This is a genomic window from Cypionkella aquatica (assembly GCF_030161095.1).
Lineage (GTDB): Bacteria > Pseudomonadota > Alphaproteobacteria > Rhodobacterales > Rhodobacteraceae > Cypionkella > Cypionkella aquatica.
The window spans coordinates 255,410-274,194 of record NZ_BSPP01000010.1 but is presented as its reverse complement, the minus strand read 5'-3'; the positions used below and the strand labels follow the sequence as shown (position 1 = coordinate 274,194).

Annotated in this window: 20 protein-coding genes; 4 read left to right on the top strand and 16 right to left on the bottom strand. The window is 60.5% G+C overall.

Going from position 1 to position 18,785, the window contains the following annotated elements; all coding sequences use genetic code 11:
• The first annotated feature begins 84 nt into the window (after positions 1-84).
• Positions 85-207 carry a hypothetical protein gene (locus QQJ98_RS14280; RefSeq protein ID WP_284326017.1) on the top strand — a complete coding sequence of 41 codons (123 nt, stop codon included), beginning with the start codon at positions 85-87 and terminating at the stop codon, positions 205-207.
• 166 nt (positions 208-373) lie between these two features.
• Here QQJ98_RS14280 and QQJ98_RS14275 read toward each other — a convergent pair whose 3' ends face one another.
• Positions 374-802, bottom strand: coding sequence for an iron-sulfur cluster assembly scaffold protein (locus tag QQJ98_RS14275; protein WP_284326016.1), 429 nt, complete (start codon positions 800-802; stop codon positions 374-376).
• Between the two features lie 61 nt (positions 803-863).
• Here QQJ98_RS14275 and hisI point away from each other — a divergent pair, with 61 nt between their 5' ends.
• Positions 864-1,220, top strand: a complete 357-nt coding sequence (hisI, locus tag QQJ98_RS14270; protein WP_284326015.1) for a phosphoribosyl-AMP cyclohydrolase — start codon at positions 864-866, stop codon at positions 1,218-1,220.
• On the opposite strand, the gene gluQRS is transcribed toward hisI, so the two are convergent.
• The 6 genes from gluQRS to gyrA form a co-directional block, all read right to left on the bottom strand.
• Positions 1,215-2,039 carry a tRNA glutamyl-Q(34) synthetase GluQRS gene (gene gluQRS / locus QQJ98_RS14265; protein ID WP_284326014.1) on the bottom strand — a complete coding sequence of 275 codons (825 nt, stop codon included), beginning with the start codon at positions 2,037-2,039 and terminating at the stop codon, positions 1,215-1,217. The genes hisI and gluQRS overlap by 6 nt on opposite strands.
• The gene (gene trmFO / locus QQJ98_RS14260; RefSeq protein WP_284326013.1) at positions 2,027-3,355 is read right to left on the bottom strand and encodes a methylenetetrahydrofolate--tRNA-(uracil(54)-C(5))-methyltransferase (FADH(2)-oxidizing) TrmFO; all 1,329 of its coding nucleotides are present in this window, start codon (positions 3,353-3,355) and stop codon (positions 2,027-2,029) included. Before trmFO ends, gluQRS begins: the two co-directional genes overlap by 13 nt.
• A 26-nt stretch (positions 3,356-3,381) precedes the next feature.
• Positions 3,382-3,732 (bottom strand): DUF6614 family protein, encoded by a 351-nt coding sequence (locus QQJ98_RS14255; protein WP_284326012.1) that lies wholly within the window; start codon positions 3,730-3,732, stop codon positions 3,382-3,384.
• Between the two features lie 70 nt (positions 3,733-3,802).
• Positions 3,803-4,180, bottom strand: a complete 378-nt coding sequence (locus QQJ98_RS14250) for a DoxX family protein (protein WP_284326011.1) — start codon at positions 4,178-4,180, stop codon at positions 3,803-3,805.
• A 136-nt stretch (positions 4,181-4,316) separates the two neighbouring features.
• On the bottom strand, positions 4,317-4,640 hold the full coding sequence (locus QQJ98_RS14245) for a hypothetical protein (protein WP_284326010.1): 324 nt from the start codon (positions 4,638-4,640) through the stop codon (positions 4,317-4,319).
• Positions 4,633-7,350, bottom strand: a complete 2,718-nt coding sequence (gene gyrA / locus QQJ98_RS14240) for a DNA gyrase subunit A (RefSeq protein ID WP_284326009.1) — start codon at positions 7,348-7,350, stop codon at positions 4,633-4,635. The genes QQJ98_RS14245 and gyrA overlap by 8 nt, the downstream gene beginning before the upstream one ends.
• Before the next feature lie 157 nt (positions 7,351-7,507).
• Between gyrA and QQJ98_RS14235 the strand changes: the two genes are divergently transcribed.
• Positions 7,508-8,536: a lysine-2,3-aminomutase-like protein gene (locus tag QQJ98_RS14235; protein ID WP_284326220.1), complete on the top strand. Its 1,029-nt coding sequence runs from the start codon at positions 7,508-7,510 to the stop codon at positions 8,534-8,536.
• Here the strand turns inward: QQJ98_RS14235 and ocd are convergent.
• Together ocd and rocF are read right to left on the bottom strand one after the other, a co-directional pair.
• Positions 8,533-9,576: an ornithine cyclodeaminase gene (gene ocd, locus QQJ98_RS14230; RefSeq protein WP_284326008.1), complete on the bottom strand. Its 1,044-nt coding sequence runs from the start codon at positions 9,574-9,576 to the stop codon at positions 8,533-8,535. The genes QQJ98_RS14235 and ocd overlap by 4 nt on opposite strands.
• Positions 9,577-9,585: 9 nt before the next feature.
• Positions 9,586-10,509: an arginase gene (rocF, locus tag QQJ98_RS14225; RefSeq protein ID WP_284326007.1), complete on the bottom strand. Its 924-nt coding sequence runs from the start codon at positions 10,507-10,509 to the stop codon at positions 9,586-9,588.
• A gap of 107 nt (positions 10,510-10,616) precedes the next feature.
• Between rocF and QQJ98_RS14220 the strand changes: the two genes are divergently transcribed.
• On the top strand, positions 10,617-11,048 hold the full coding sequence (locus QQJ98_RS14220) for an Lrp/AsnC family transcriptional regulator (RefSeq protein ID WP_284326219.1): 432 nt from the start codon (positions 10,617-10,619) through the stop codon (positions 11,046-11,048).
• A 198-nt stretch (positions 11,049-11,246) separates the two neighbouring features.
• Here the strand turns inward: QQJ98_RS14220 and QQJ98_RS14215 are convergent, their stop codons facing one another.
• The 7 genes from QQJ98_RS14215 to QQJ98_RS14185 form a co-directional block, all read right to left on the bottom strand.
• Positions 11,247-12,029 (bottom strand): enoyl-CoA hydratase-related protein, encoded by a 783-nt coding sequence (locus QQJ98_RS14215; protein ID WP_284326006.1) that lies wholly within the window; start codon positions 12,027-12,029, stop codon positions 11,247-11,249.
• Positions 12,030-12,088: 59 nt separating this feature from the next.
• Positions 12,089-12,538, bottom strand: coding sequence for a cytochrome c-type biogenesis protein (locus QQJ98_RS14210; RefSeq protein WP_284326005.1), 450 nt, complete (start codon positions 12,536-12,538; stop codon positions 12,089-12,091).
• Positions 12,535-14,508 carry a heme lyase CcmF/NrfE family subunit gene (locus QQJ98_RS14205; protein ID WP_284326004.1) on the bottom strand — a complete coding sequence of 658 codons (1,974 nt, stop codon included), beginning with the start codon at positions 14,506-14,508 and terminating at the stop codon, positions 12,535-12,537. The genes QQJ98_RS14210 and QQJ98_RS14205 overlap by 4 nt, the downstream gene beginning before the upstream one ends.
• Positions 14,509-14,592: 84 nt before the next feature.
• Entirely contained in the window at positions 14,593-15,153 is a 561-nt protein-coding gene (ilvN, locus tag QQJ98_RS14200) for an acetolactate synthase small subunit (protein WP_284326003.1), read from the bottom strand.
• A 68-nt stretch (positions 15,154-15,221) separates the two neighbouring features.
• Positions 15,222-16,976: an acetolactate synthase 3 large subunit gene (locus QQJ98_RS14195; RefSeq protein ID WP_284326002.1), complete on the bottom strand. Its 1,755-nt coding sequence runs from the start codon at positions 16,974-16,976 to the stop codon at positions 15,222-15,224.
• A gap of 466 nt (positions 16,977-17,442) precedes the next feature.
• Positions 17,443-17,817 carry a VOC family protein gene (locus QQJ98_RS14190; protein WP_284326001.1) on the bottom strand — a complete coding sequence of 125 codons (375 nt, stop codon included), beginning with the start codon at positions 17,815-17,817 and terminating at the stop codon, positions 17,443-17,445.
• Positions 17,818-17,830: 13 nt separating this feature from the next.
• The gene (locus QQJ98_RS14185; RefSeq protein WP_284326218.1) at positions 17,831-18,670 is read right to left on the bottom strand and encodes an arginyltransferase; all 840 of its coding nucleotides are present in this window, start codon (positions 18,668-18,670) and stop codon (positions 17,831-17,833) included.
• Positions 18,671-18,785: the final 115 nt, after the last annotated feature.

The following is an 18,785-nucleotide window of genomic DNA, read 5'->3' as shown; positions in this document are numbered from 1 at the left end:
CATCGGTTCGCAAATGTTCTCATAAAGTTCTTTACAGAGCGTTGAGAATATGAGAACAATACAGCAACAACAACGGAGGTCGACATGCTCACCGAGATTACCGAAATCCTGAAACGGTCCAAAACCAGCCTTCTGCCCGAGGCAATCGGTGTTGTGTCGTTGTTCGCTTTGCTTTTTGCCGGATTGGGCATGTCTGGAACCCTTTAGGGTCTGATTGGCCAAATCCTGCCTGATTTAAGTTTCTGCCTGCGGTCTTGATGAACCTTGCCGCGCATCTGTCCCCAAGTGATGCGCCTCGTGGCTGCCCGGCCACACGCTTTGGTTCAAGAACGCCACTTTCCGCCGCCATCCCTTTGGATGTGCGGCGGTTTTTTTATACCGAAGCCGCCTCAATCGCAGCATCCAGCGCCAGCAAGATAGAGGCATGGCGATTTCTATAGTCGCGCGCCGGGATCAGCACTTCGTAGCCGTCAAAGGGCGCGGCGGGGGCAGGGCCGTTGTCTTGCAACATGGCGCGCAACGCTTCCCGCGCGGCGGTCAGTTCGGCTTGATTGCGCCCCAGAATCACCTGCCCCATCAGCGCAGCCGAGGCTTGCCCCAAGGCGCAGGCCTTCACATCCTGCGCAAATTCGGCAATCCGGCCGTCTTTCAGCACCAGATCCACGGTCACCGTCGAACCACACAGCGGCGCACGTTTGCGCGACGTGCCACCCGGTGCGGAAAGCCGCCCCAGATGCGGAATATCCGCCGCCAGCGCCAAAATCCGGCCCGAGTAGAGTTTGACAAGATCGCTGTCGCTCATGGCTTCCCCTTTTCTATTCCGCAAGATAAGCCCAAGCCACGCCTTCGCCAAGGAGAAGCCGATGCAATTTGATCCAACCACGCTGAGTTTTGATGCCAATGGCCTGATCCCCTGCATCGCGCAGGATCATGTGTCGGGTGAGGTGCTGATGATGGCATGGATGAACGCCGCATCGCTTGCGCGCACGCTGGAAACAGGTGCGATGACCTATTGGTCGCGGTCGCGTCGCAGTTTTTGGGCCAAAGGCGAAACCTCGGGTCATGTGCAGCGATTGGTCGAGTTGCGGCTGGATTGCGACCGCGATTGCCTGCTGGCTTTGGTCACGCAAGAGGGGCCTGCCTGCCACACCAATCGGCGCAGCTGTTTCTATACGGCGCTGCGCGATGGCGTCGAAGTGGTGATTTCCGACCCGCTATAACCCGACCATGCGGCGAATATCGGCAGGTGTCGCGCCCTCGGCCCGGTATTTCGACAAGGCGCGCGCATCATCACGTTTCGCCAACCGCTTGCCCTGCTCGTCGCGGATCAGGCGGTGATGGTGATAGATGGGTGTGGGGAGACAAAGCGCGCGTTGCAACAGCGCATGGATCTTGGTCGCCTCTTGCAAATCCATGCCCCTGACCACATCCGTGACGCCCTGCGCCGCATCATCGACCACGACTGAAAGATGGTAAGAGGTGGAAATATCGCGCCGAGACAGGATGATATCGCCGACAGAATGCAGCATTGCAGCACGATCAGCCTGAATAATTGTGCTGCCTTCGCAATAGCTTACACTCTGATCTTGCATCGCCTTGGTGATATCCAGCCGGATTGCATCAGCCTCAGTTGTCTCGGCCAGCGACCGATGCCGACATGTGCCGGGATAAATCAGGCCATCCGGGCCGGCGTGCAACACGCCCTCCTGCGGCGCAGACAGCGCGGCGCGGATATCAGCGCGATTGCAACGACAGGGGTAGCAAAATTGGTCCAGTTTGGACAATGCCCGATCATAGGCTGCAAGATTGTCGGATTGCCGCAGAACAGGCTCGGGCCAGTTTAGCCCAAGCCATTGCAGATCATCATAAATCTGAGCTTCCCATTGAGGGCGGCAGCGGCTTTGGTCGATATCTTCGATCCGCAGCAAACACACGCCGCCCGCAGCCCGCGCCATGTCATGCGCCAGCAGCGCAGAATAGGCATGGCCCAGATGCAAAGGGCCGGTGGGCGACGGCGCAAAGCGCGTTACGAAAGCCATGCCGTGAACGATTCCTTCGCCCGGTCCGTATAGGCCTTATAGCGATCCTTGCGCCCTTTGCGGCCACCGCGCGCGTCAATGGGCGGGAACAGACCGAAATTGACGTTCATCGGCTGGAACGTTTTCGCCTCGGCGCCGCCGGTGATATGCGTGATCAACGCGCCCATTGCAGTATCGGCGGGCGGTGGCGGCAAGACGCGCCCCTGCAACTCGGCGGCTGCCATCCGGCCCGCAAGCAGGCCCATCGCCGAAGATTCGACATAGCCTTCCACCCCAGTGATCTGGCCCGCAAAGCGGATATTGGGCCGCGATTTCAGCCGCATCTGATCGTCCAGCAAGGTCGGAGAGTTGATGAATGTATTGCGGTGGATGCCGCCAAGCCGCGCGAAGCTGGCATCGTGCAACGCTGGAATCATCTTGAAAACAGCAGTTTGCGCGCCGTACTTCATCTTGGTCTGAAAGCCTACGATATTATAGAGCGTGCCCAGTTTGTTGTCGCGGCGCAGTTGCACCACGGCATAGGGTTTGATGGTTTCATGCGGATTTGTCAGGCCCACCGGTTTCATCGGACCAAAGCGCAACGTCTCGCGGCCGCGCTCTGCCATCACTTCGATCGGCAGGCAGCCGTCGAAATAGCCAGCGGTTTCACCTTCATGGAACTCGGTTTTGTCAGCGGCCAGCAGAGCGTCGATGAAGGCGTAGTATTCGTCTTTCGTCATCGGGCAGTTCATATAGGCGGTCTGTTCTTCGACCGTCTCGCCCTTGTCGTAGCGGCTTTGCATCCATGCTTTCGACATATCCACCGATTCTGCATAGACAATCGGGGCGATGGCGTCAAAAAACGCCAAAGCATCGGCGCCTGTGGCTGCGCGTATGCTTTCCGCCAGCGCCCCCGAGGTCAACGGCCCTGTGGCCACGATCCAATGGCCTTGGTCTGGCAGCTCTGTCACTTCCTCGAACGACGACGAAATCAGCGGATGCGCGTTCAGCCGCGCGGTGACAGCCTCGGCGAACGGGTCACGGTCCACCGCCAGCGCCCCACCAGCGGGCAAACGATGCGCCTCGGCCATCTGCATGATCAGCCCATTCGCGGCGCGCATTTCCCAATGCAGCAGACCCACCGCGTTGCGTTCATCGTCATCCGAGCGGAAAGAGTTCGAACACACCATTTCGGCAAAATTGCCGGTACGATGCGCGAAGGTTGCGACTTGGGGGCGCATTTCGTGGATCACCACGCGCACGCCTTGTTCTGCCGCTTGCCAAGCCGCTTCTGATCCGGCCATGCCGCCGCCGATGATGTGCAATTCTTGTGTCATGCCGCCGATGTAGCCCTGCGCGGCCGCTAGATCAAGGCGATGCGTTCGCGTTGGGCCGGGTCGGGGAAGGGGCGATACAAGCCAACCTCGATCTCGGCGATCATCTGGTGCATGTGATCATATCGTCGCTCGGCGGCTTCATCAGGGGTGGAAAGTGCGGCAAAGGCCGCATCAAGATCGGCAAGCCCGCCGACATCAATTTCCAGCAGGAAATCGGTATGCGGGCCCGAGGCAAGGCGAAATTTCCGCCGCATCAGCCGCCAATCCAGGATAAGGCCCTGGGCTTTCAGATAGCTCATCCAAGCTTCGACCGCGGCGGCAAAGGCCAAGGCCCGCGCGCCATCGCGCAATTCGATCATGCAATGGTAGATGTTCATGCTGCCTCCTGTTTCACACAGAACAGCAGAAATTCCTTGCCAAGCGCTTAACTTGGCAAGGAAAAATGCGTCAGGCTTTGTCCAAAGCCACGGCACCCGCGCCATGGGCAAAGAACATCAGGAAGCCACCAGCGATCGAGAAGTTCTTGAGAAACATGATCATTTGGGTCTGATCGGCAAAGTTGTTGTGGAACAGCACTGCTGTCACCACGCAAAAAGCGGCCCCAGCCAGTGCGACGATCCGGGTTTTGAAACCCACGATCATGCACAGCCCAAGCACGATTTCAAAAATGATCGCGGGCCAGACCAGAAAGCCCGGCAGACCCACCATTTGCATATAGCCCGCAGTGCCAGCCACGTCGCCCAACTTGCCGATGCCGGCCAGAAGGAAAAAGCCGCCGATGATGATGCGCGCGATCAGCGGCGCGTATTGCGTAAGTTTATCCATGATTTAACCTGTCCATCCGTTTCCCTGCGCCAGACCGTCTTTGCGATCTTGCGTCAGTTAGGCATAGCCCAGACAGAATTTGCAGAAAATACCTGCAGCGGCGCGGTGACTGTGCGAAAATACGCAGGACGACCATTTAGCTGGCAGCAAATAGCGCGAAAAGCCGTTGCCGTTCTGTCGTAACGAAGCCCTGCGCATCAACGCTTTCAAACCGCCCCAACGCCCGCGCCTTGTCGAAAAACCCCTGTGCGGGCATCCCTTGCGCCAGCCGCCCCGCGCATAATACCGCGCGCAGCGGCAGGCCATGCGCGGCGTCGTGCTCCATCAGCAGCTCTAGCGCCGCCGTCAGCTTGGCGATCGCGCCGGGGCCGGGGATCGCCAAATCGCGCACCAATGCCCCATAGGTCGTGGTCTGCTGTTGCGCGGCCAGCGTTGCCAGCCGCGCCTCAAGCTCATTCATCGCCCTGTTCAGCCACGCGGGCGACGCTAACGACTTCTTCACCTTTTCCGGTGTTGAATACTTTCACGCCACCAGCCGAGCGCGAACGGAACGAAATTTGGTCAACCGGCACCCGAATGGACTGCCCTGTAGAGGTCGCAAGCATGATTTGATCTGACAGTTCCACCGGGAAGGATGCCACCAGCGGCCCGCCACGCATCGCGCCATCCATCGCCTTGACGCCCATGCCGCCACGGCCACGCACCGGATAATCATGGCTGGAACTCAGCTTACCCGAACCCGAGGTGGTAATCGTCAGGATCAGATCCTCGGCGGCCGACATCTCTGCATAGCGTTCGGTCGAAAGCTGGCCCGCATTGACGGCTTCTTCATCGTCATCGGCTTCCGCTTCATCTTCAACCGCGCCTGCCATCAGGCGACGCTGTTTCAGATAGGCGGCACGCTCGTCAGGCTCGGCCTCAAAATGCCGGATGATCGACATCGACACCACTTTGTCATCCTTGCCCAGCCGCACGCCCCGAACGCCAGTCGAGCCGCGCGATTTGAACACGCGAATTTCCTGGGTCGAGAACCGGATCGCCCGCCCGCCCGCCGTCACCAGCATGATATCGTCATTCTCATCGGCAATCGCAGCGTTCACCAAGAACACGCCGTCCGGCAGTTTCATCGCGATCTTGCCGTTGCGCATCACATTGGTGAAATCCGACAGATCGTTTTGGCGCACGTCGCCGTCGCTGGTGGCAAACACGATTTGCAGGTCTTGCCATTCGGCCTCGGGTGCGTCCACCGGCATCAAGGCCGCGATGCTAACCCCTTGTGCAATCGGCAAAATATTCACCATCGCCTTGCCCTTCGCCGTCCGCCCCGCCAAGGGCAGGCGCCAGGTTTTCAGCTTGTAGACCATGCCATCGGTGGTGAAAAACAAAAGGTTTGTGTGGGTATTGGCGACGAAAAGCGTGGTGACGACATCGTCTTCCTTGGTCGCCATCGAGGCCAGACCCTTGCCGCCACGGTTTTGCGAACGGAATTCGATCAGCGGCGTGCGTTTGATATAGCCGCCAGAGGTGATGGTGACGACCATATCCTCGCGCTCGATCAGGTCTTCGTCTTCCATATCGCCGGCCCAATCGACGATTTCGGTGCGGCGCGGCACCGCGAACATCTGCTTCACTTCGCTCAATTCGCTGGAAATGATCGCCATGATCCGCTCACGAGAGCCCAGAATTTCAAGGTAATCCTTGATCTTGCCAGCCAGCTCTTGCAACTCGTCGGTGATCTCTTTGACGCCCATCGCGGTCAGGCGTTGCAGACGCAGATCAAGGATCGCGCGGGCCTGAATTTCCGACAGATTATAGGTGCCATCGTCGTTGATCGGGTGGCTTGGGTCATCAATCAGCTTGATATAGGGGATGATTTCCCCCGCAGGCCAGCGCCGCGTCATCAACCGTTCGCGCGCCTCGGCAGGATCGGCTGACGACCGGATGGTGGCCACCACCTCATCGACATTCGATACCGCAACCGCCAGACCGCACAGGATATGGCTGCGCTCGCGGGCGCGGCGTAATTCATAGGCGGTGCGGCGCGCCACAACTTCCTCGCGGAAGGTGATGAAATGTCTCAGGAAATCGGCCAAGGTCAGTTGTTCCGGCCGCCCGCCATTCAGTGCCAGCATGTTGCAGCCGAACGAGGTTTGCATCGGGGTAAAGCGATACAATTGGTTCAACACCACATCCGCCGTCGCGTCGCGCTTCAACTCGATCACCACGCGCACGCCGATCCGGTCGGATTCGTCCTGCACATGGGCGATGCCTTCGATCTTCTTTTCGCGCACTTGTTCGGCGATAATCTCGATCATCCGGGCCTTGTTGACCTGATACGGCACCTCGTCGATGATAATGGCCCAACGGCCCGCGCGGATTTCCTCAATCCGGGTTTTGGCGCGGATAATGACCGAGCCGCGCCCTTCAAGATAAGCCTTGCGCGCGCCAGCCCGGCCCAGAATCGTCGCCCCGGTGGGGAAATCCGGGGCAGGGATAATCTCCATCAGCTGTTCAATGCTGATGTCGGGATTTTCGATCATCGCCAAAGTGCCGTCAATCACTTCGCCAAGGTTATGCGGCGGAATGTTGGTGGCCATGCCCACAGCAATACCGCCCGCGCCATTGACCAGCATGTTCGGGAAACGCGCGGGCAACACAGTAGGCTCGCGGTCTTTTCCGTCATAATTGTCTTGGAAATCAACGGTTTCTTTGTCGATATCGGCCAGCAAAAACGCCGCAGGCTTGTCCATCCGCACTTCGGTATAGCGCATCGCCGCAGCTGTATCGCCATCCATCGAGCCGAAATTGCCCTGCCCATCCAGCAAAGGCAGGCTCATCGAGAACGGCTGCGCCATCCGCACCAGCGCATCATAGATCGCGCTGTCGCCATGCGGGTGGTATTTCCCCATCGTATCGCCGACCGGGCGGGCCGATTTGCGGTAGGGTTTGTCATGCGCGTTGTTGGTCTCGTGCATGGCAAACAGGATGCGCCGATGCACAGGTTTCAGCCCGTCGCGCAGGTCAGGAATCGCGCGGCTGACGATCACGCTCATCGCGTAATCGAGATAGGCGGTCTTCATCTCGGCGGCGATGTCGATCTGCGGGCCATCATGGGCCATGCGTGTCGGCTTTTCGTCTGCGTTTTCAGGGGTTTCCGGGGTATCGTTCACGTAAAGCCGCCTTGCTGCCGAGGTCTATATATTGCTGCCGCAACTCTACACCATTCTAGCCGTGGTGTGCAAGACGATGGGGCAAAACCGCACCAATCGCGCTTGTGCTTTGCGCGCCTTCGGCAGATAAGCCAGCCCGCCGCAGCCTTGGACGATGATGAAAAACGCGCTGACCCAGATACCCGAGCTTGTCGCCGCGGGCCTAGTGCCCGCGGCGCAGGCCCGCGCCTTGGCCCCGGTGGCCGAAGCCTTCCGCATCCGCCTGTCGCCCGAGATGCACGGTGCCCTGACCGATAGTGATGATCCCATCGCCCGCCAATTCCTGCCCGACACCGCCGAGCTGACCATCCGCCCCGAGGAACTTCACGACCCGATCGGCGATACCACCTACAGCCCGACCCCCGGCCTGACCCATCGCTACCCCGACCGGGTGATCCTTGCCGCCACCCATACCTGCGAGGTCTATTGCCGCTTTTGCTTCCGGCGCGAGGCGGTCGGTGAAGAGGGTGCTCTGCCCGAGGCCGATTTGGACGCCGCCCTCACCTATATCGCCGCAAACCCGCAGATATGGGAGGTGATCCTGACCGGTGGCGACCCTCTGGTGCTGTCCCCGCGCCGCCTGACCGCGCTGATGCAGCGGCTGTCAGCGATCCCGCATGTCGAGATCATCCGCTTTCACACCCGCGTTCCCGCTGTGAACCCGACGCGGATCACGCCTGCCTTGATCAAGGCGCTGAAGGCCCGGCCCACCACTTACCTGGTGCTGCACACCAACCACGCGCAGGAAATCACCCCTGCTGCGCAGATCGCTTTGGCCACGCTCGCCGATGCCGGGATTCCGCTGCTGTCGCAAACCGTGCTGCTGCGCGGCATCAACGACAAGGCCGAGACGCTGGAAACCCTGTTCCGCACATTGCTGCGCAATCGCGTGACACCCTATTACCTGCATCACTGTGATCTGGCGCGCGGCACCAGCCATTTCCGCACCACGATTGCCGCGGGCCAAGCGATCATGGCGCAGCTGCGCGGGCGGCTTTCGGGCATTGGCCTGCCAACCTATGTGCTTGATATCCCGGGCGGCTTTGGCAAAGTCCCCATCGGTCCGGGCTATGTCGACGCCGAAGGCGACGCCTACACAATCACCGATTGGCAGGGCAGGCGCCACGCTTACCGCGACCCCGCCTAGGAAGCGCGCAAGATCATCCCGAACAAATCGCGCGGATCATCAGGGTCGGCGATCATGTCAAGCTGGGTGAACAACCCGGTTTCGTCCAGCTTGCTGCGCACATAGCGCAGCGCACTGAAATCCTCGACCGCAAAGCCGACAGAATCAAACAAGGTGATCTCGCGCGCATCACTCCGCCCGGTCGCCTGCCCATTGATCACCTGCCACAACTCGATCACCGGATGATCCGGCGCAAGTTGCTGAATCTCTCCCTCGATCCGGGTCTGCTCGGGGTATTCGACAAAGATCGAGGAACGCAGCAGAATATCCTTGTGCAGCTCGGTCTTGCCGGGGCAATCGCCGCCGACCGCGTTGATATGCACGCCCGCGCCCACCATGTTATCGGTCAGGATCGTGGCATATTGCTTGTCTGCCGTCACCGTTGTGATGATCTGCGCGCCCAAAATCGCATCCTCGGGCGTAGCACAGGACACCACCTTCAGCCCACGCCCTGCCAGATTAGCTGCGCATTTCGCGGTGGCGGCAGGGTCAATGTCATACAAGCGCACCTCGGAGATCCCGCAGATCGCCTTGAAGCCAAGCGCCTGAAACTCTGACTGCGCGCCATTGCCGATCAGCGCCATCGTGGTGGATCCCGCAGGTGCCAGCCACTTTGCCGCCATGGCGCTGGTTGCCGCCGTGCGCAATGCGGTCAGGATGGTCATTTCCGACAACAAAACCGGGTAGCCCGTCGCCACTTCGGCCAACAGCCCAAACGCCGTTACGGTCTGCAATCCCTGCTTCATGTTGGACGGGTGGCCGTTAACGTATTTGAAACCATAGGTTTCCCCGTCAGAGGTCGGCATCAACTCGATCACACCCACATCCGAATGGCTGGCGACGCGCGGGGTCTTGTCAAACAGCGGCCAGCGCTTGAAATCAGCCTCGATCTCAGCGGCAAGATCGGCCAAAACCCGCTCCACCCCCAGATGCAGCACCAGTTTCAGCATATTGTCGACCGAGACGAAGGGCACATAGGCCTGATGCGACGGCGTGTTCATCGGGTTTCCTTAAAAACTACGGGTGGGGCGGTCGAACACTTTGCGGCCCATCAGGCTGCCCACCAGTTCGACCATCAGCTTGGCGGTGCGGCCGCGTTCGTCCAGAAACGGATTCAACTCGACCAGATCGAGCGAGGTCACCAGCGCGGATTCGTGCAGCAATTCCATCACCAGATGCGCCTCACGGAAAGTGGTGCCGCCCGGAACGGTGGTGCCGACGGCGGGGGCAATCGACGGGTCGAGGAAATCGACGTCAAGCGACACATGCAACATGCCGCCCGCCGCGCGCACCATATCCAGAAACTCGCGCAGGGGGGCCACGATGCCGCGCTCATCCAGCACCCGCATGTCATTGATCGCAATGTCATGTTTCAGCAAGGCTGCATGTTCAGCCGGATCGACCGAGCGGATGCCATACAAGCAAATCCGCTCTGCCGGGATCGGTTTGGGAAAGGGCGGAAACGCCTCAAACCCGGCGCGCCCGGCGATATAAGCCACAGGTGTGCCATGCAGATTGCCGCTTTGCGTGGTCAGCGGAGTGTGGAAATCAGAATGAGCATCCAGCCACAGCAGGAACAACGGCCGATCCTGCCGCGCCGCAAACCGCGCAGCCCCCGAAACCGAGCCCAAAGCCAACGCATGATCGCCGCCCAAAACAATCGGCAAACCGCCTTGGCTCAGCGCGTCATCGACCTTATCGGCCAGAATCTCTGTCCAAGCCAACAGCTCTGCCAAATGATGCACCGCCGGGTTCGGGCAACTGACCGCCTGCACGGCGGGCAGCACCATATCGCCCCAATCCTCGACGCCATGGCCCAAGTCGCCAATCGCCTGCGCCAAACCCGCCACGCGATACGCTGTCGGCCCCATCACGCATCCGGGTCGACGTTGGCCTTCATCAATCGGCGCGCCGATCAGAACAGTGTTGGGCATGGTCATCTCCTTTTGCGTGATACTCTTTGCATCTTGCGCCGAATCATACAGATATTTACGACGCTTCGTACAAGAGCTTTCTCATAACGGCAGGAAATTTGCCCATGTTGGACGAAACCGACACCCGCTTGATTGCCGAATTGCGCCGTGATGGCCGTGCGGCTTTGTCCGATCTGTCCGAGCGCCTTGGCCTGTCACGCGCCACGGTCCGCGCCCGGATGGAGCGTCTGACCGCCAAGGGCGAGATCGCGGGCTTTACAGTGCTGACCCGCTCTGATGTCGCCGAAGCCCCGGTGCGCGGTCTGATGATGATTATCATCGAAGGCAAGGGCGGCGAGAAAATCATGGCGCGTTTGGCCGGTATCCCTGCAGTGATGGCGGTGCATTCGACGAATGGCAAATGGAGCGTGATTGCCGAGATTGCCACCCAGACCCTGATCGAGTTGGATGAGGTGATCAACCGCATCCGCAACATCGACGGCGTGCTGACCTCGGAAACCAACCTGCTGCTGTCCACCCGCAAGGCGGGCCGGCGCTAACGGATCAAACCGCTGGTTAATTCAAATAAGACTAAAATTTGCGTCCCGCCCCCGCGGCCTCGCTCCTGCGGATCTTGGCCGCGGCAAGGGATTTCATACTGGTCTAAATATTCCCGCCGGAGGCTTCTGCGGCCAATGTCGGAAGCCTCCGGCGGGGATATTTAAGAACGGCTGAAACGGCACGCAATTCTTAGGCTTTCAAGCGCCGCGAAACTTTGCAGCGCGCTTTTCCAGAAAGGCCGCAACCCCTTCGCGGAAATCCATCGTCGCGCCACAAGCGCCCTGCAAGCGCGCCTCCAACGCCAATTGTTGGTCAAGATCATTGCCAAATGACGCCCGAAGCGCGGTTTTCACGCCGCGATAGGCCAGCGTCGGCCCATGGGCCAGCGACAAGGCCCGCGCCTGCCAATGGGCGTCAAAGCCCTGATCTGCGACCGCTTCATAGATCATGCCCCACTCAGCCGCCTGCCGTGCGGTGATCTTGTCGGCGAATAAAACCGAGCCCATCGCGCGGGCCAGGCCGATCTGGCGCGGCAGCCAGTAGCTGCCGCCCGCATCTGGCACCAAGCCAATCCGGGTGAAGGCCTGAATAAAACTGGCGCTCTCTGCAGCGATCACCACATCCGCCGCCAGCGCCAAATTCGCACCAGCCCCGGCGGCTGCGCCCTGCACGGCGGCAAGCGTCGGGATCGGGCAATCCGTGATCGCCTTTAGCAGCGGCACATATTCTTCGTTCAGCACCTTTTCGAGATCAAGCGGCGCCCCCGATTTGCCAGACGCATCACCCAGATCCTGACCCGAGCAGAACGCCCGACCCGCCCCGGTGATCACCAACACCCGCGCCTCTGAGCCCGCGCGCAGCACCGCCGCCAGCATCTCGGCCCGCAACGCCCGCGAGAGGGCGTTCATCACCTCGGGGCGGTTCAAGGTGATCACCGCCACGCCATCCGCAAGTTGATAGGAAATTGTCTGATACATCAAAGCCCCCCGATTGCGGCCAGATTATCAGGGCAGGGGGCTTGGGCCAGCGAAACCCCGCGTCACTTTTTCATCAGGGCCTCTAGCCGCGCCTTGTCGGCAGCGCTCAGGCTTTCCGCCTCGGCAGCCCCAGCCCGTCTGCGTGTCATCGCGAGGGCAATCGCGGCCCCCGCCAGCAGCATCGCAGGTCCGGCCAGCCACAGGATCAGGCTCGATCCGTCAACCCGCGGCTTGAACAGCACAAATTCGCCATAGCGTGCCACGACGTAATCCACCACCTGTGCATCGCTGTCGCCCGCGACCAGCCGCGCCCGCACCGCCAGCCGCAAATCCCGGCTGATCGGCGCGTTGGAATCGTCAATATCCTCGCCCTGACACACCGGGCAGCGCAGGTTTTGCGAAATCGCCCGCGCCCGCGCCTCTAGCCCCGGATCGGACAAAATCTCATCCGGTTGCACCGCAAAGGCAGGCGAGGCTGACAGCAGCAGCGCCAGCAAAGCCCCGCGCATCATTCCGCAGCCAACGGCAAAGCGGCGGCTTTGCGCGCCCCCGCTGCCACCCGAAACCGGCGATCCGACAGGCTGACCAAGCCGCCCAAAGCCATCAGCAAAGCCCCGCCCCAGATCCAGTTCGCAAACGGCTTGATATAGCTGCGCACCGCAAAGCCGCCATCGTCCTGCGCATCGCCGATCACCAGATACAGATCCCGAAACACCCCCAGATCAATCGCAGCTTCGGTCGTCGGCATCCCCGCCACCGGATAAATCCGCTTTTCAGGATGCAGCAGCGCCACTTGCGCGCCGCCCGCACTGACCCGCATATCCGCCATCACCGAGCTGTAATTCGGCCCCTGCACAGAGTTGACCGCCAGCAGCGTCACATCATAACGGCCCAAGGCAAAGCTTTCGCCAATCTTCACGGTGCGGATGTCTTCCGTCACCCAAGCCGTCATCGCGGCCACCGCGAAAATCGTCACACCCATGCCGGAATGTGCCAGCATCTTGCCCAGATCGGCGCGGGGCAGGCGGGTCAGACGCCCCAAACGGGCCGAGATCGCACCGCGCCCCAACCGTTGCCACAGATCAACCAGCGCTCCGCTGACCACCCAAGCGCCCAAAGCCGCCCCCACTGGACCCAAAGCACTGCGCCCGGTTTGCACCGCATAGACCAGCAAACCCACCGCCAAAGCCAGCACCAAAGCCCCGCGCAACGGCCGCATCGCCCGGCCAATCTCGGCGCGTTTCCACGGCAGCATCGCGCCCACCGGCAGGATCACCGCCAGCCCCACCATAAAGGGCGTAAAGGCCGCATCAAAGAACGGCGGGCCGACCGACAGTTTGCGCGCGAACACCAATTCCGCGATCAGCGGCCAGATTGTGCCGGTAAAGACCACAAACGCCGCGACTGCCAGCAGCAGGTTATTGGCGACCAATGCGGTTTCCCGGCTGATCACCGCAAACACGCCCTTGGCCTCTAACACACTGGCGCGAAACGCAAACAGCGTCAGCGCGCCACCCATGAACACGCCCAGAATCCCCAGTATCACCACGCCCCGCGCCGGATCATTGGCAAAGGCATGCACCGATGTGATCACCCCGGACCGCACAATGAACGTCCCCGTCAGCGAAAAGCCAAACGCGAGGATGGCCAGCAGGATCGTCCATGCCTTCAAACTCTCGCGCTTTTCCACCACGATGGCCGAGTGCAGCAGGGCCGCCGAGATAAGCCACGGCATGAAGCTTGCGTTCTCGACCGGGTCCCAGAACCAGAACCCGCCCCAGCCGAGCTCGTAATACGCCCACCACGACCCCATCGCGATGCCGATGGTCAGAAAAATCCACGCAGCCAGCGTCCAGGGCCGCACCCAGCGCCCCCATGCCGCATCAACGCGCCCCTCCAGCAGCGCCGCGATGGCGAAGGAAAAGCTCATCGAAAGCCCGACATAGCCCAGATACAGAAACGGCGGATGAAACGCCAAACCGGGGTCTTGCAGCAGCGGGTTCAGATCATGGCCATTCATCGGCGGGTTTTCCAGCCGCAGGAACGGGTTCGATGTCCACAGCATGAACGCCATAAAGGCCACGCCGATCGAACCCTGCACCGCCAAAACCCGCGCCTTCAACCGCGCTGGCAAATTGCCGCCAAACCAAGTGGCACAAGCACCGAACCCGGCCAAGATCAGCACCCACAGCAGCAAACTGCCCTCATGGTTGCCCCAGACGCCCGCCACCTTATACAGCATCGGCTTGTCGGTATGCGAGTTTTCCACCACCAGTTTCAGCGAGAAATCCGAGGTGACAAAGCCATAGGTCAGCGCCGCAAAGCTGGCGGCGATCAGCAAAAACTGGATCACCGCCGCCGGATCACCCACCGCCATCAGCCGCGCATCACCACGATGCGCCCCCCACAGCGGCAAGCTCGTCTGCACCACGGCCACCACAAAGGCCAGCACCAAGCAGAAATGTCCAAATTCAATGATCATCGCGGCCTCCCGATTATCCCCTGTATAGACGACAACCCAAGGCGCGGAAATGGGCTGCGCGTCCATGTCGCGCAGCCGTTACCCTCACAGCCCGCGCGACAGCGCCGCCACACCGGTGCGCGCCATCTCACGCAGGCCCAAAGGCCGCATCAACTCGGCAAAGCTGTCGATCTTCTCGGGCGTCCCGGTCATCTCGAACACGAAAGATTCCAGCGTAGAATCAACCACATGCGCGCGGAAAATCTCGGCCAAACGCAAAGCCTCGATCCGCGCCTCACCGCGACCCGCCACCTTCATCAACGCAAGTTCGCGCTGCACCGAAGGCCCCTCAACGGTCAGATCATGCACCTCGTAAACCGGCACCATCCGCGCCAGTTGCGCCTTGATCTGCACGATCACCTCAGGCGTGCCTGTTGTGACCACAGTGATCCGGCTGCGATGGCTGGAATGATCCACCTCGGCCACCGTCAGACTGTCGATGTTATAGCCGCGCGCCGTAAACAGCCCGATCACCCGGGCCAGAACCCCCGGCTCGTTCTCGACGATCACCGCCAGAGTATGCGTCTCAATCACCGGGGCGTTGGGGTCGCGCAACTCATAAGCCGAATGGCTGGAAGCCGATTTCTTGATGTTTAGCGGAGACATCTTTGGTCATCCTCTCTGTATAAATATCCTCGGGGGTCCGGGGGGGCGAGCCCCCCCGACTCAACAGATCAAACCAAAACCGCGCCCTTGGCACCGATCACGCCCTGCGTGTCCGCATCGCCCAACAGCATCTCGTTATGCGGCTTGCCCGACGGGATCATCGGGAAGCAGTTTTCGTGCTTCTCCACCCGGCAATCAAAGATGAACGGCCCGTCATAGCGGATCATCTCCATGATCGCATCATCCAGATCGGCGGGGTCGGTCACCTGTATCCCCTTGCACCCAAAGGCTTCTGCCAATTTCACGAAATCAGGCAGGCTTTCCGACCAGCTTTGCGAATAGCGCTGGCCGTGCAGCAATTCCTGCCACTGCCGCACCATACCCAAACGCTCGTTGTTCAGGATGAATTGCTTGACGGGCGCGCGGAACTGCATCGCCGTGCCCATTTCCTGCATGTTCATCAGCCACGACGCCTCACCAGCCACGTTGATCACCAGACTGTCAGGATGCGCCACCTGCACGCCAATGCTCGCAGGCAAACCATAGCCCATCGTCCCCAAACCGCCGCTCGTCATCCAACGGTTCGGGTCTTCAAAGCCCAGATATTGCGCCGCCCACATCTGATGCTGGCCGACCTCGGTGGTGATATAGCGATCCATGCCCTTGGTCAGCGCTTCCAGCCGCTCGAGCGCATATTGCGGCTTGATCACCTTGGCCGAGCCTTTGTAGCCCAAGCACTTCACAGCCTGCCATTCGGCAATCTGCTTCCACCACTTCGCAAGGCCGTCCTTGTTGACCTTACTGCCGCGCGATTTCCACAGGGCCAAAGCCTCTTCCAGCACATGCGCAATATCGCCCACGATCCCCACATCCACCCGGATCACCTTGTTGATCGAGGACGGGTCAATATCGACATGCACCTTCTTCGACTTCGGCGAGAAATCCGGGATGCGCCCGGTGATCCGGTCATCAAACCGCGCGCCGATGTTGATCATCAGATCGCAGCCATGCATGGCCAGATTGGCCTCATAAAGACCATGCATCCCCAACATGCCCAGCCAGTTCTTGCCCGATGCCGGATAAGCCCCCAGACCCATCAGGGTCGAGGTGATCGGAAAGCCCGTCGCCGCCACAAATTCACGCAGCAACGCACTGGCCTTGAGACCTGAGTTGATCACGCCGCCGCCGGTGTAGAACACCGGGCGCTCGGCGGTTTCCATCATCTCGACCATGGCCGCGATGGCCTCGGGGTCGCCTTTCATGCGCGGCTGATAATGCGACACCCGGGCGGTGGCAGGCTCCATATAGGTGCCAGTCGCAAACTGCACATCTTTCGGAATATCAATCAGCACCGGGCCGGGGCGGCCATGCGACGCCACATGAAACGCCTGATGGATGGTTTCCGCCAGCTTGTCGGTGTCCTTCACCAGCCAATTGTGCTTGGTGCAGGGCCGGGTGATGCCAATGGTATCGGCCTCTTGGAACGCATCCGTGCCGATCATGAAGGTCGGCACCTGACCCGAAAGCACCACAATCGGGATGCTGTCCAGCAGCGCATCGGTCAACCCGGTCACGGCATTGGTCGCCCCCGGACCCGATGTCACCAAAGCCACGCCGACCTTGCCTGTTGATCGCGCATAGCCTTCGGCCATATGGATCGCGCCCTGTTCGTGGCGCACCAGAATGTGCCGAATGTCGTTTTGCTGGAAAATCTCGTCATAGATCGGTAGCACCGCGCCACCCGGATAGCCAAAGACAACTTCAACACCCTGATCCTTCAGGGCTTGAACCACCATTCGTGCTCCGGTCATCTGACGCGTCATGATCTTATCCTAAGTTCGGCCCACTGGCCTTTGTTCAACAAAAAGCCCCCGGAGGTTACTCGGGGGCGCATGGGAAACCTTATGGTCAAACCGTTACCGGCCCATGCGCTTCTTCCTTACGACGACTAGAATGCGGCGCATCCCTACCTCCATTTGCTTCGAGGGGGAAACTATGGCGGCAGGGCAGGGGCGTCAACAGCAAATCGACACGGAAAGTGTCGCTGGGCGGTGATTTTTTGAACTTAAATTACGAAATTGGCCATCCATAAGTAATTTTAGCAATTATTTGCGGGATAGAGCCGCGCACAAGGCTGATTCGATCTCCAACTGCACCAGCGATCCGCGCTGCCGCCGTAAAACCACCTGCGCGCGTGGATCTCGTCACCCACCATATGTTGTAAAATTTGCGATGCCTGCCACAAGTCCGTCCCCGCGGGGACAAACCGTCAGACCGCAGCTTGCGCGCTCAAATGGGTTGCAGCAAATCCCAGCGGTTGCCCCAAGGGTCGCGCCAAACTGCGACGATGCCGTAATCCTCATGTCGGGGCGCTTCCTCGAACACCCCGCCCGCCGCCGTGATCCGTGCGGCATCGCGGGCAAAATCGTCCGAGTGCAAGAACAGCCAGACCCGCCCGCCCGCCTGATCCCCGACCGCCGCCTGTTGCCGCGCCCCCACTGCCTGCGCCAGCACGATCTGCACCCCGCCGCCCGCAGGCTGCACCGTCACCCAGCGCTTGTTGCCTTGATCCAGGTCTGCCGTCAGCCGAAAGCCCAAACCGTCACAGAAAAACCGGATCGCGCTGTCATAATCCGGCACCACCAGCGCAAATGCTCCGATCATTTATCGACCGCTTTCATTCGCGCGGCACAGACCGCGCCTCGGGCAGCGAAATCCGCGCCACCTGCTCGGCAATCGGATCGACCGATAGCGGATGCAACTCGGCCCGGTGGTCGGCAGGGTCGCCAATATCCTGCCACGCGCCATGCTTGAAAATCTCCAGCGCATTGAACCCGGCCTTGTAGCCCATCTTGCGGCTGCCCGGCACCCAATAGCCCAGATAGACGTAAGGCAGCCCGGCTTCCTGCGCGATGTCGATATGATCCAGAATGGCAAAGGTGCCCAAAGACAGATCAATCATGTCGGGGTCATAAAAGCTGTAAACCATCGACAACCCGTCGTCGAAAACGTCCGTCAGCGCAACGCAAGCCAAGGGCCGCCCGCGTTCCCCCGGCCCTGCCGCGCGGGTATATTCGATCACCCGGCTTTTGATCGGGGTTTCCTCGATCATCGCCGCGAATTCAAACACATCCATATCCGCCATGCCGCCATCGGCATGCCGCGCATCCAGATAACGGCGGAACAGCCCGAACTGATCTTCGGTCGCCCAAGGGCTGGTGGCGTTGCGCCGCAGATGCGCCGCGTTCTTCATGATCCGGCGCTGGGTGCGGCTTGGTTTGAAATCCGCAACCCGGATGCGGGCCGACAAACAGGCCGAACATTCCGCACAAGACGGCCGATAAAGCACGTTCTGGCTGCGCCGGAATCCCTGTTTCGACAGCGAGTCGTTCAAGCGCTGCGCCTGATCGCCCTGCAAGGCCGTGAACAATTTGCGCTCCATCCGGCCCTCAAGATAGGGGCAGGGCTGCGGAGCCGTCACATAAAACTGGGGCGCAATCGGAAGGGTGTGGCGCATCATCTCGGGCTGCAAAGTTCGGGATGCGCTACCCTAGCAAGGCCAAGCCCCCTCGCCAAGAGCAATCGCCAACTGCCTTTGCGCGGCCCCGCCCGCAACTTCCCGCAGCAACCCA

What these genes read in the sequence shown, in the direction of transcription:
- QQJ98_RS14205 (WP_284326004.1), bottom strand. Translation starts at nt 14,508, where the DNA reads ATGATCATTGAATTTGGACATTTCTGCTTGGTGCTGGCCTTTGTGGTG.
- QQJ98_RS14190 (WP_284326001.1), bottom strand. Translation starts at nt 17,817, where the DNA reads ATGATCGGAGCATTTGCGCTGGTGGTGCCGGATTATGACAGCGCGATC.
- QQJ98_RS14250 (WP_284326011.1), bottom strand. Translation starts at nt 4,180, where the DNA reads ATGGATAAACTTACGCAATACGCGCCGCTGATCGCGCGCATCATCATC.
- ocd (WP_284326008.1), bottom strand. Translation starts at nt 9,576, where the DNA reads ATGAACACGCCGTCGCATCAGGCCTATGTGCCCTTCGTCTCGGTCGAC.
- QQJ98_RS14245 (WP_284326010.1), bottom strand. Translation starts at nt 4,640, where the DNA reads ATGAATGAGCTTGAGGCGCGGCTGGCAACGCTGGCCGCGCAACAGCAG.
- gluQRS (WP_284326014.1), bottom strand. Translation starts at nt 2,039, where the DNA reads ATGGCTTTCGTAACGCGCTTTGCGCCGTCGCCCACCGGCCCTTTGCAT.
- hisI (WP_284326015.1), top strand. Translation starts at nt 864, where the DNA reads ATGCAATTTGATCCAACCACGCTGAGTTTTGATGCCAATGGCCTGATC.
- QQJ98_RS14195 (WP_284326002.1), bottom strand. Translation starts at nt 16,976, where the DNA reads ATGACGCGTCAGATGACCGGAGCACGAATGGTGGTTCAAGCCCTGAAG.
- trmFO (WP_284326013.1), bottom strand. Translation starts at nt 3,355, where the DNA reads ATGACACAAGAATTGCACATCATCGGCGGCGGCATGGCCGGATCAGAA.
- QQJ98_RS14275 (WP_284326016.1), bottom strand. Translation starts at nt 802, where the DNA reads ATGAGCGACAGCGATCTTGTCAAACTCTACTCGGGCCGGATTTTGGCG.
- QQJ98_RS14235 (WP_284326220.1), top strand. Translation starts at nt 7,508, where the DNA reads ATGAAAAACGCGCTGACCCAGATACCCGAGCTTGTCGCCGCGGGCCTA.
- ilvN (WP_284326003.1), bottom strand. Translation starts at nt 15,153, where the DNA reads ATGTCTCCGCTAAACATCAAGAAATCGGCTTCCAGCCATTCGGCTTAT.
- QQJ98_RS14280 (WP_284326017.1), top strand. Translation starts at nt 85, where the DNA reads ATGCTCACCGAGATTACCGAAATCCTGAAACGGTCCAAAACCAGCCTT.
- QQJ98_RS14255 (WP_284326012.1), bottom strand. Translation starts at nt 3,732, where the DNA reads ATGAACATCTACCATTGCATGATCGAATTGCGCGATGGCGCGCGGGCC.
- QQJ98_RS14185 (WP_284326218.1), bottom strand. Translation starts at nt 18,670, where the DNA reads ATGCGCCACACCCTTCCGATTGCGCCCCAGTTTTATGTGACGGCTCCG.
- QQJ98_RS14210 (WP_284326005.1), bottom strand. Translation starts at nt 12,538, where the DNA reads ATGATGCGCGGGGCTTTGCTGGCGCTGCTGCTGTCAGCCTCGCCTGCC.
- rocF (WP_284326007.1), bottom strand. Translation starts at nt 10,509, where the DNA reads ATGCCCAACACTGTTCTGATCGGCGCGCCGATTGATGAAGGCCAACGT.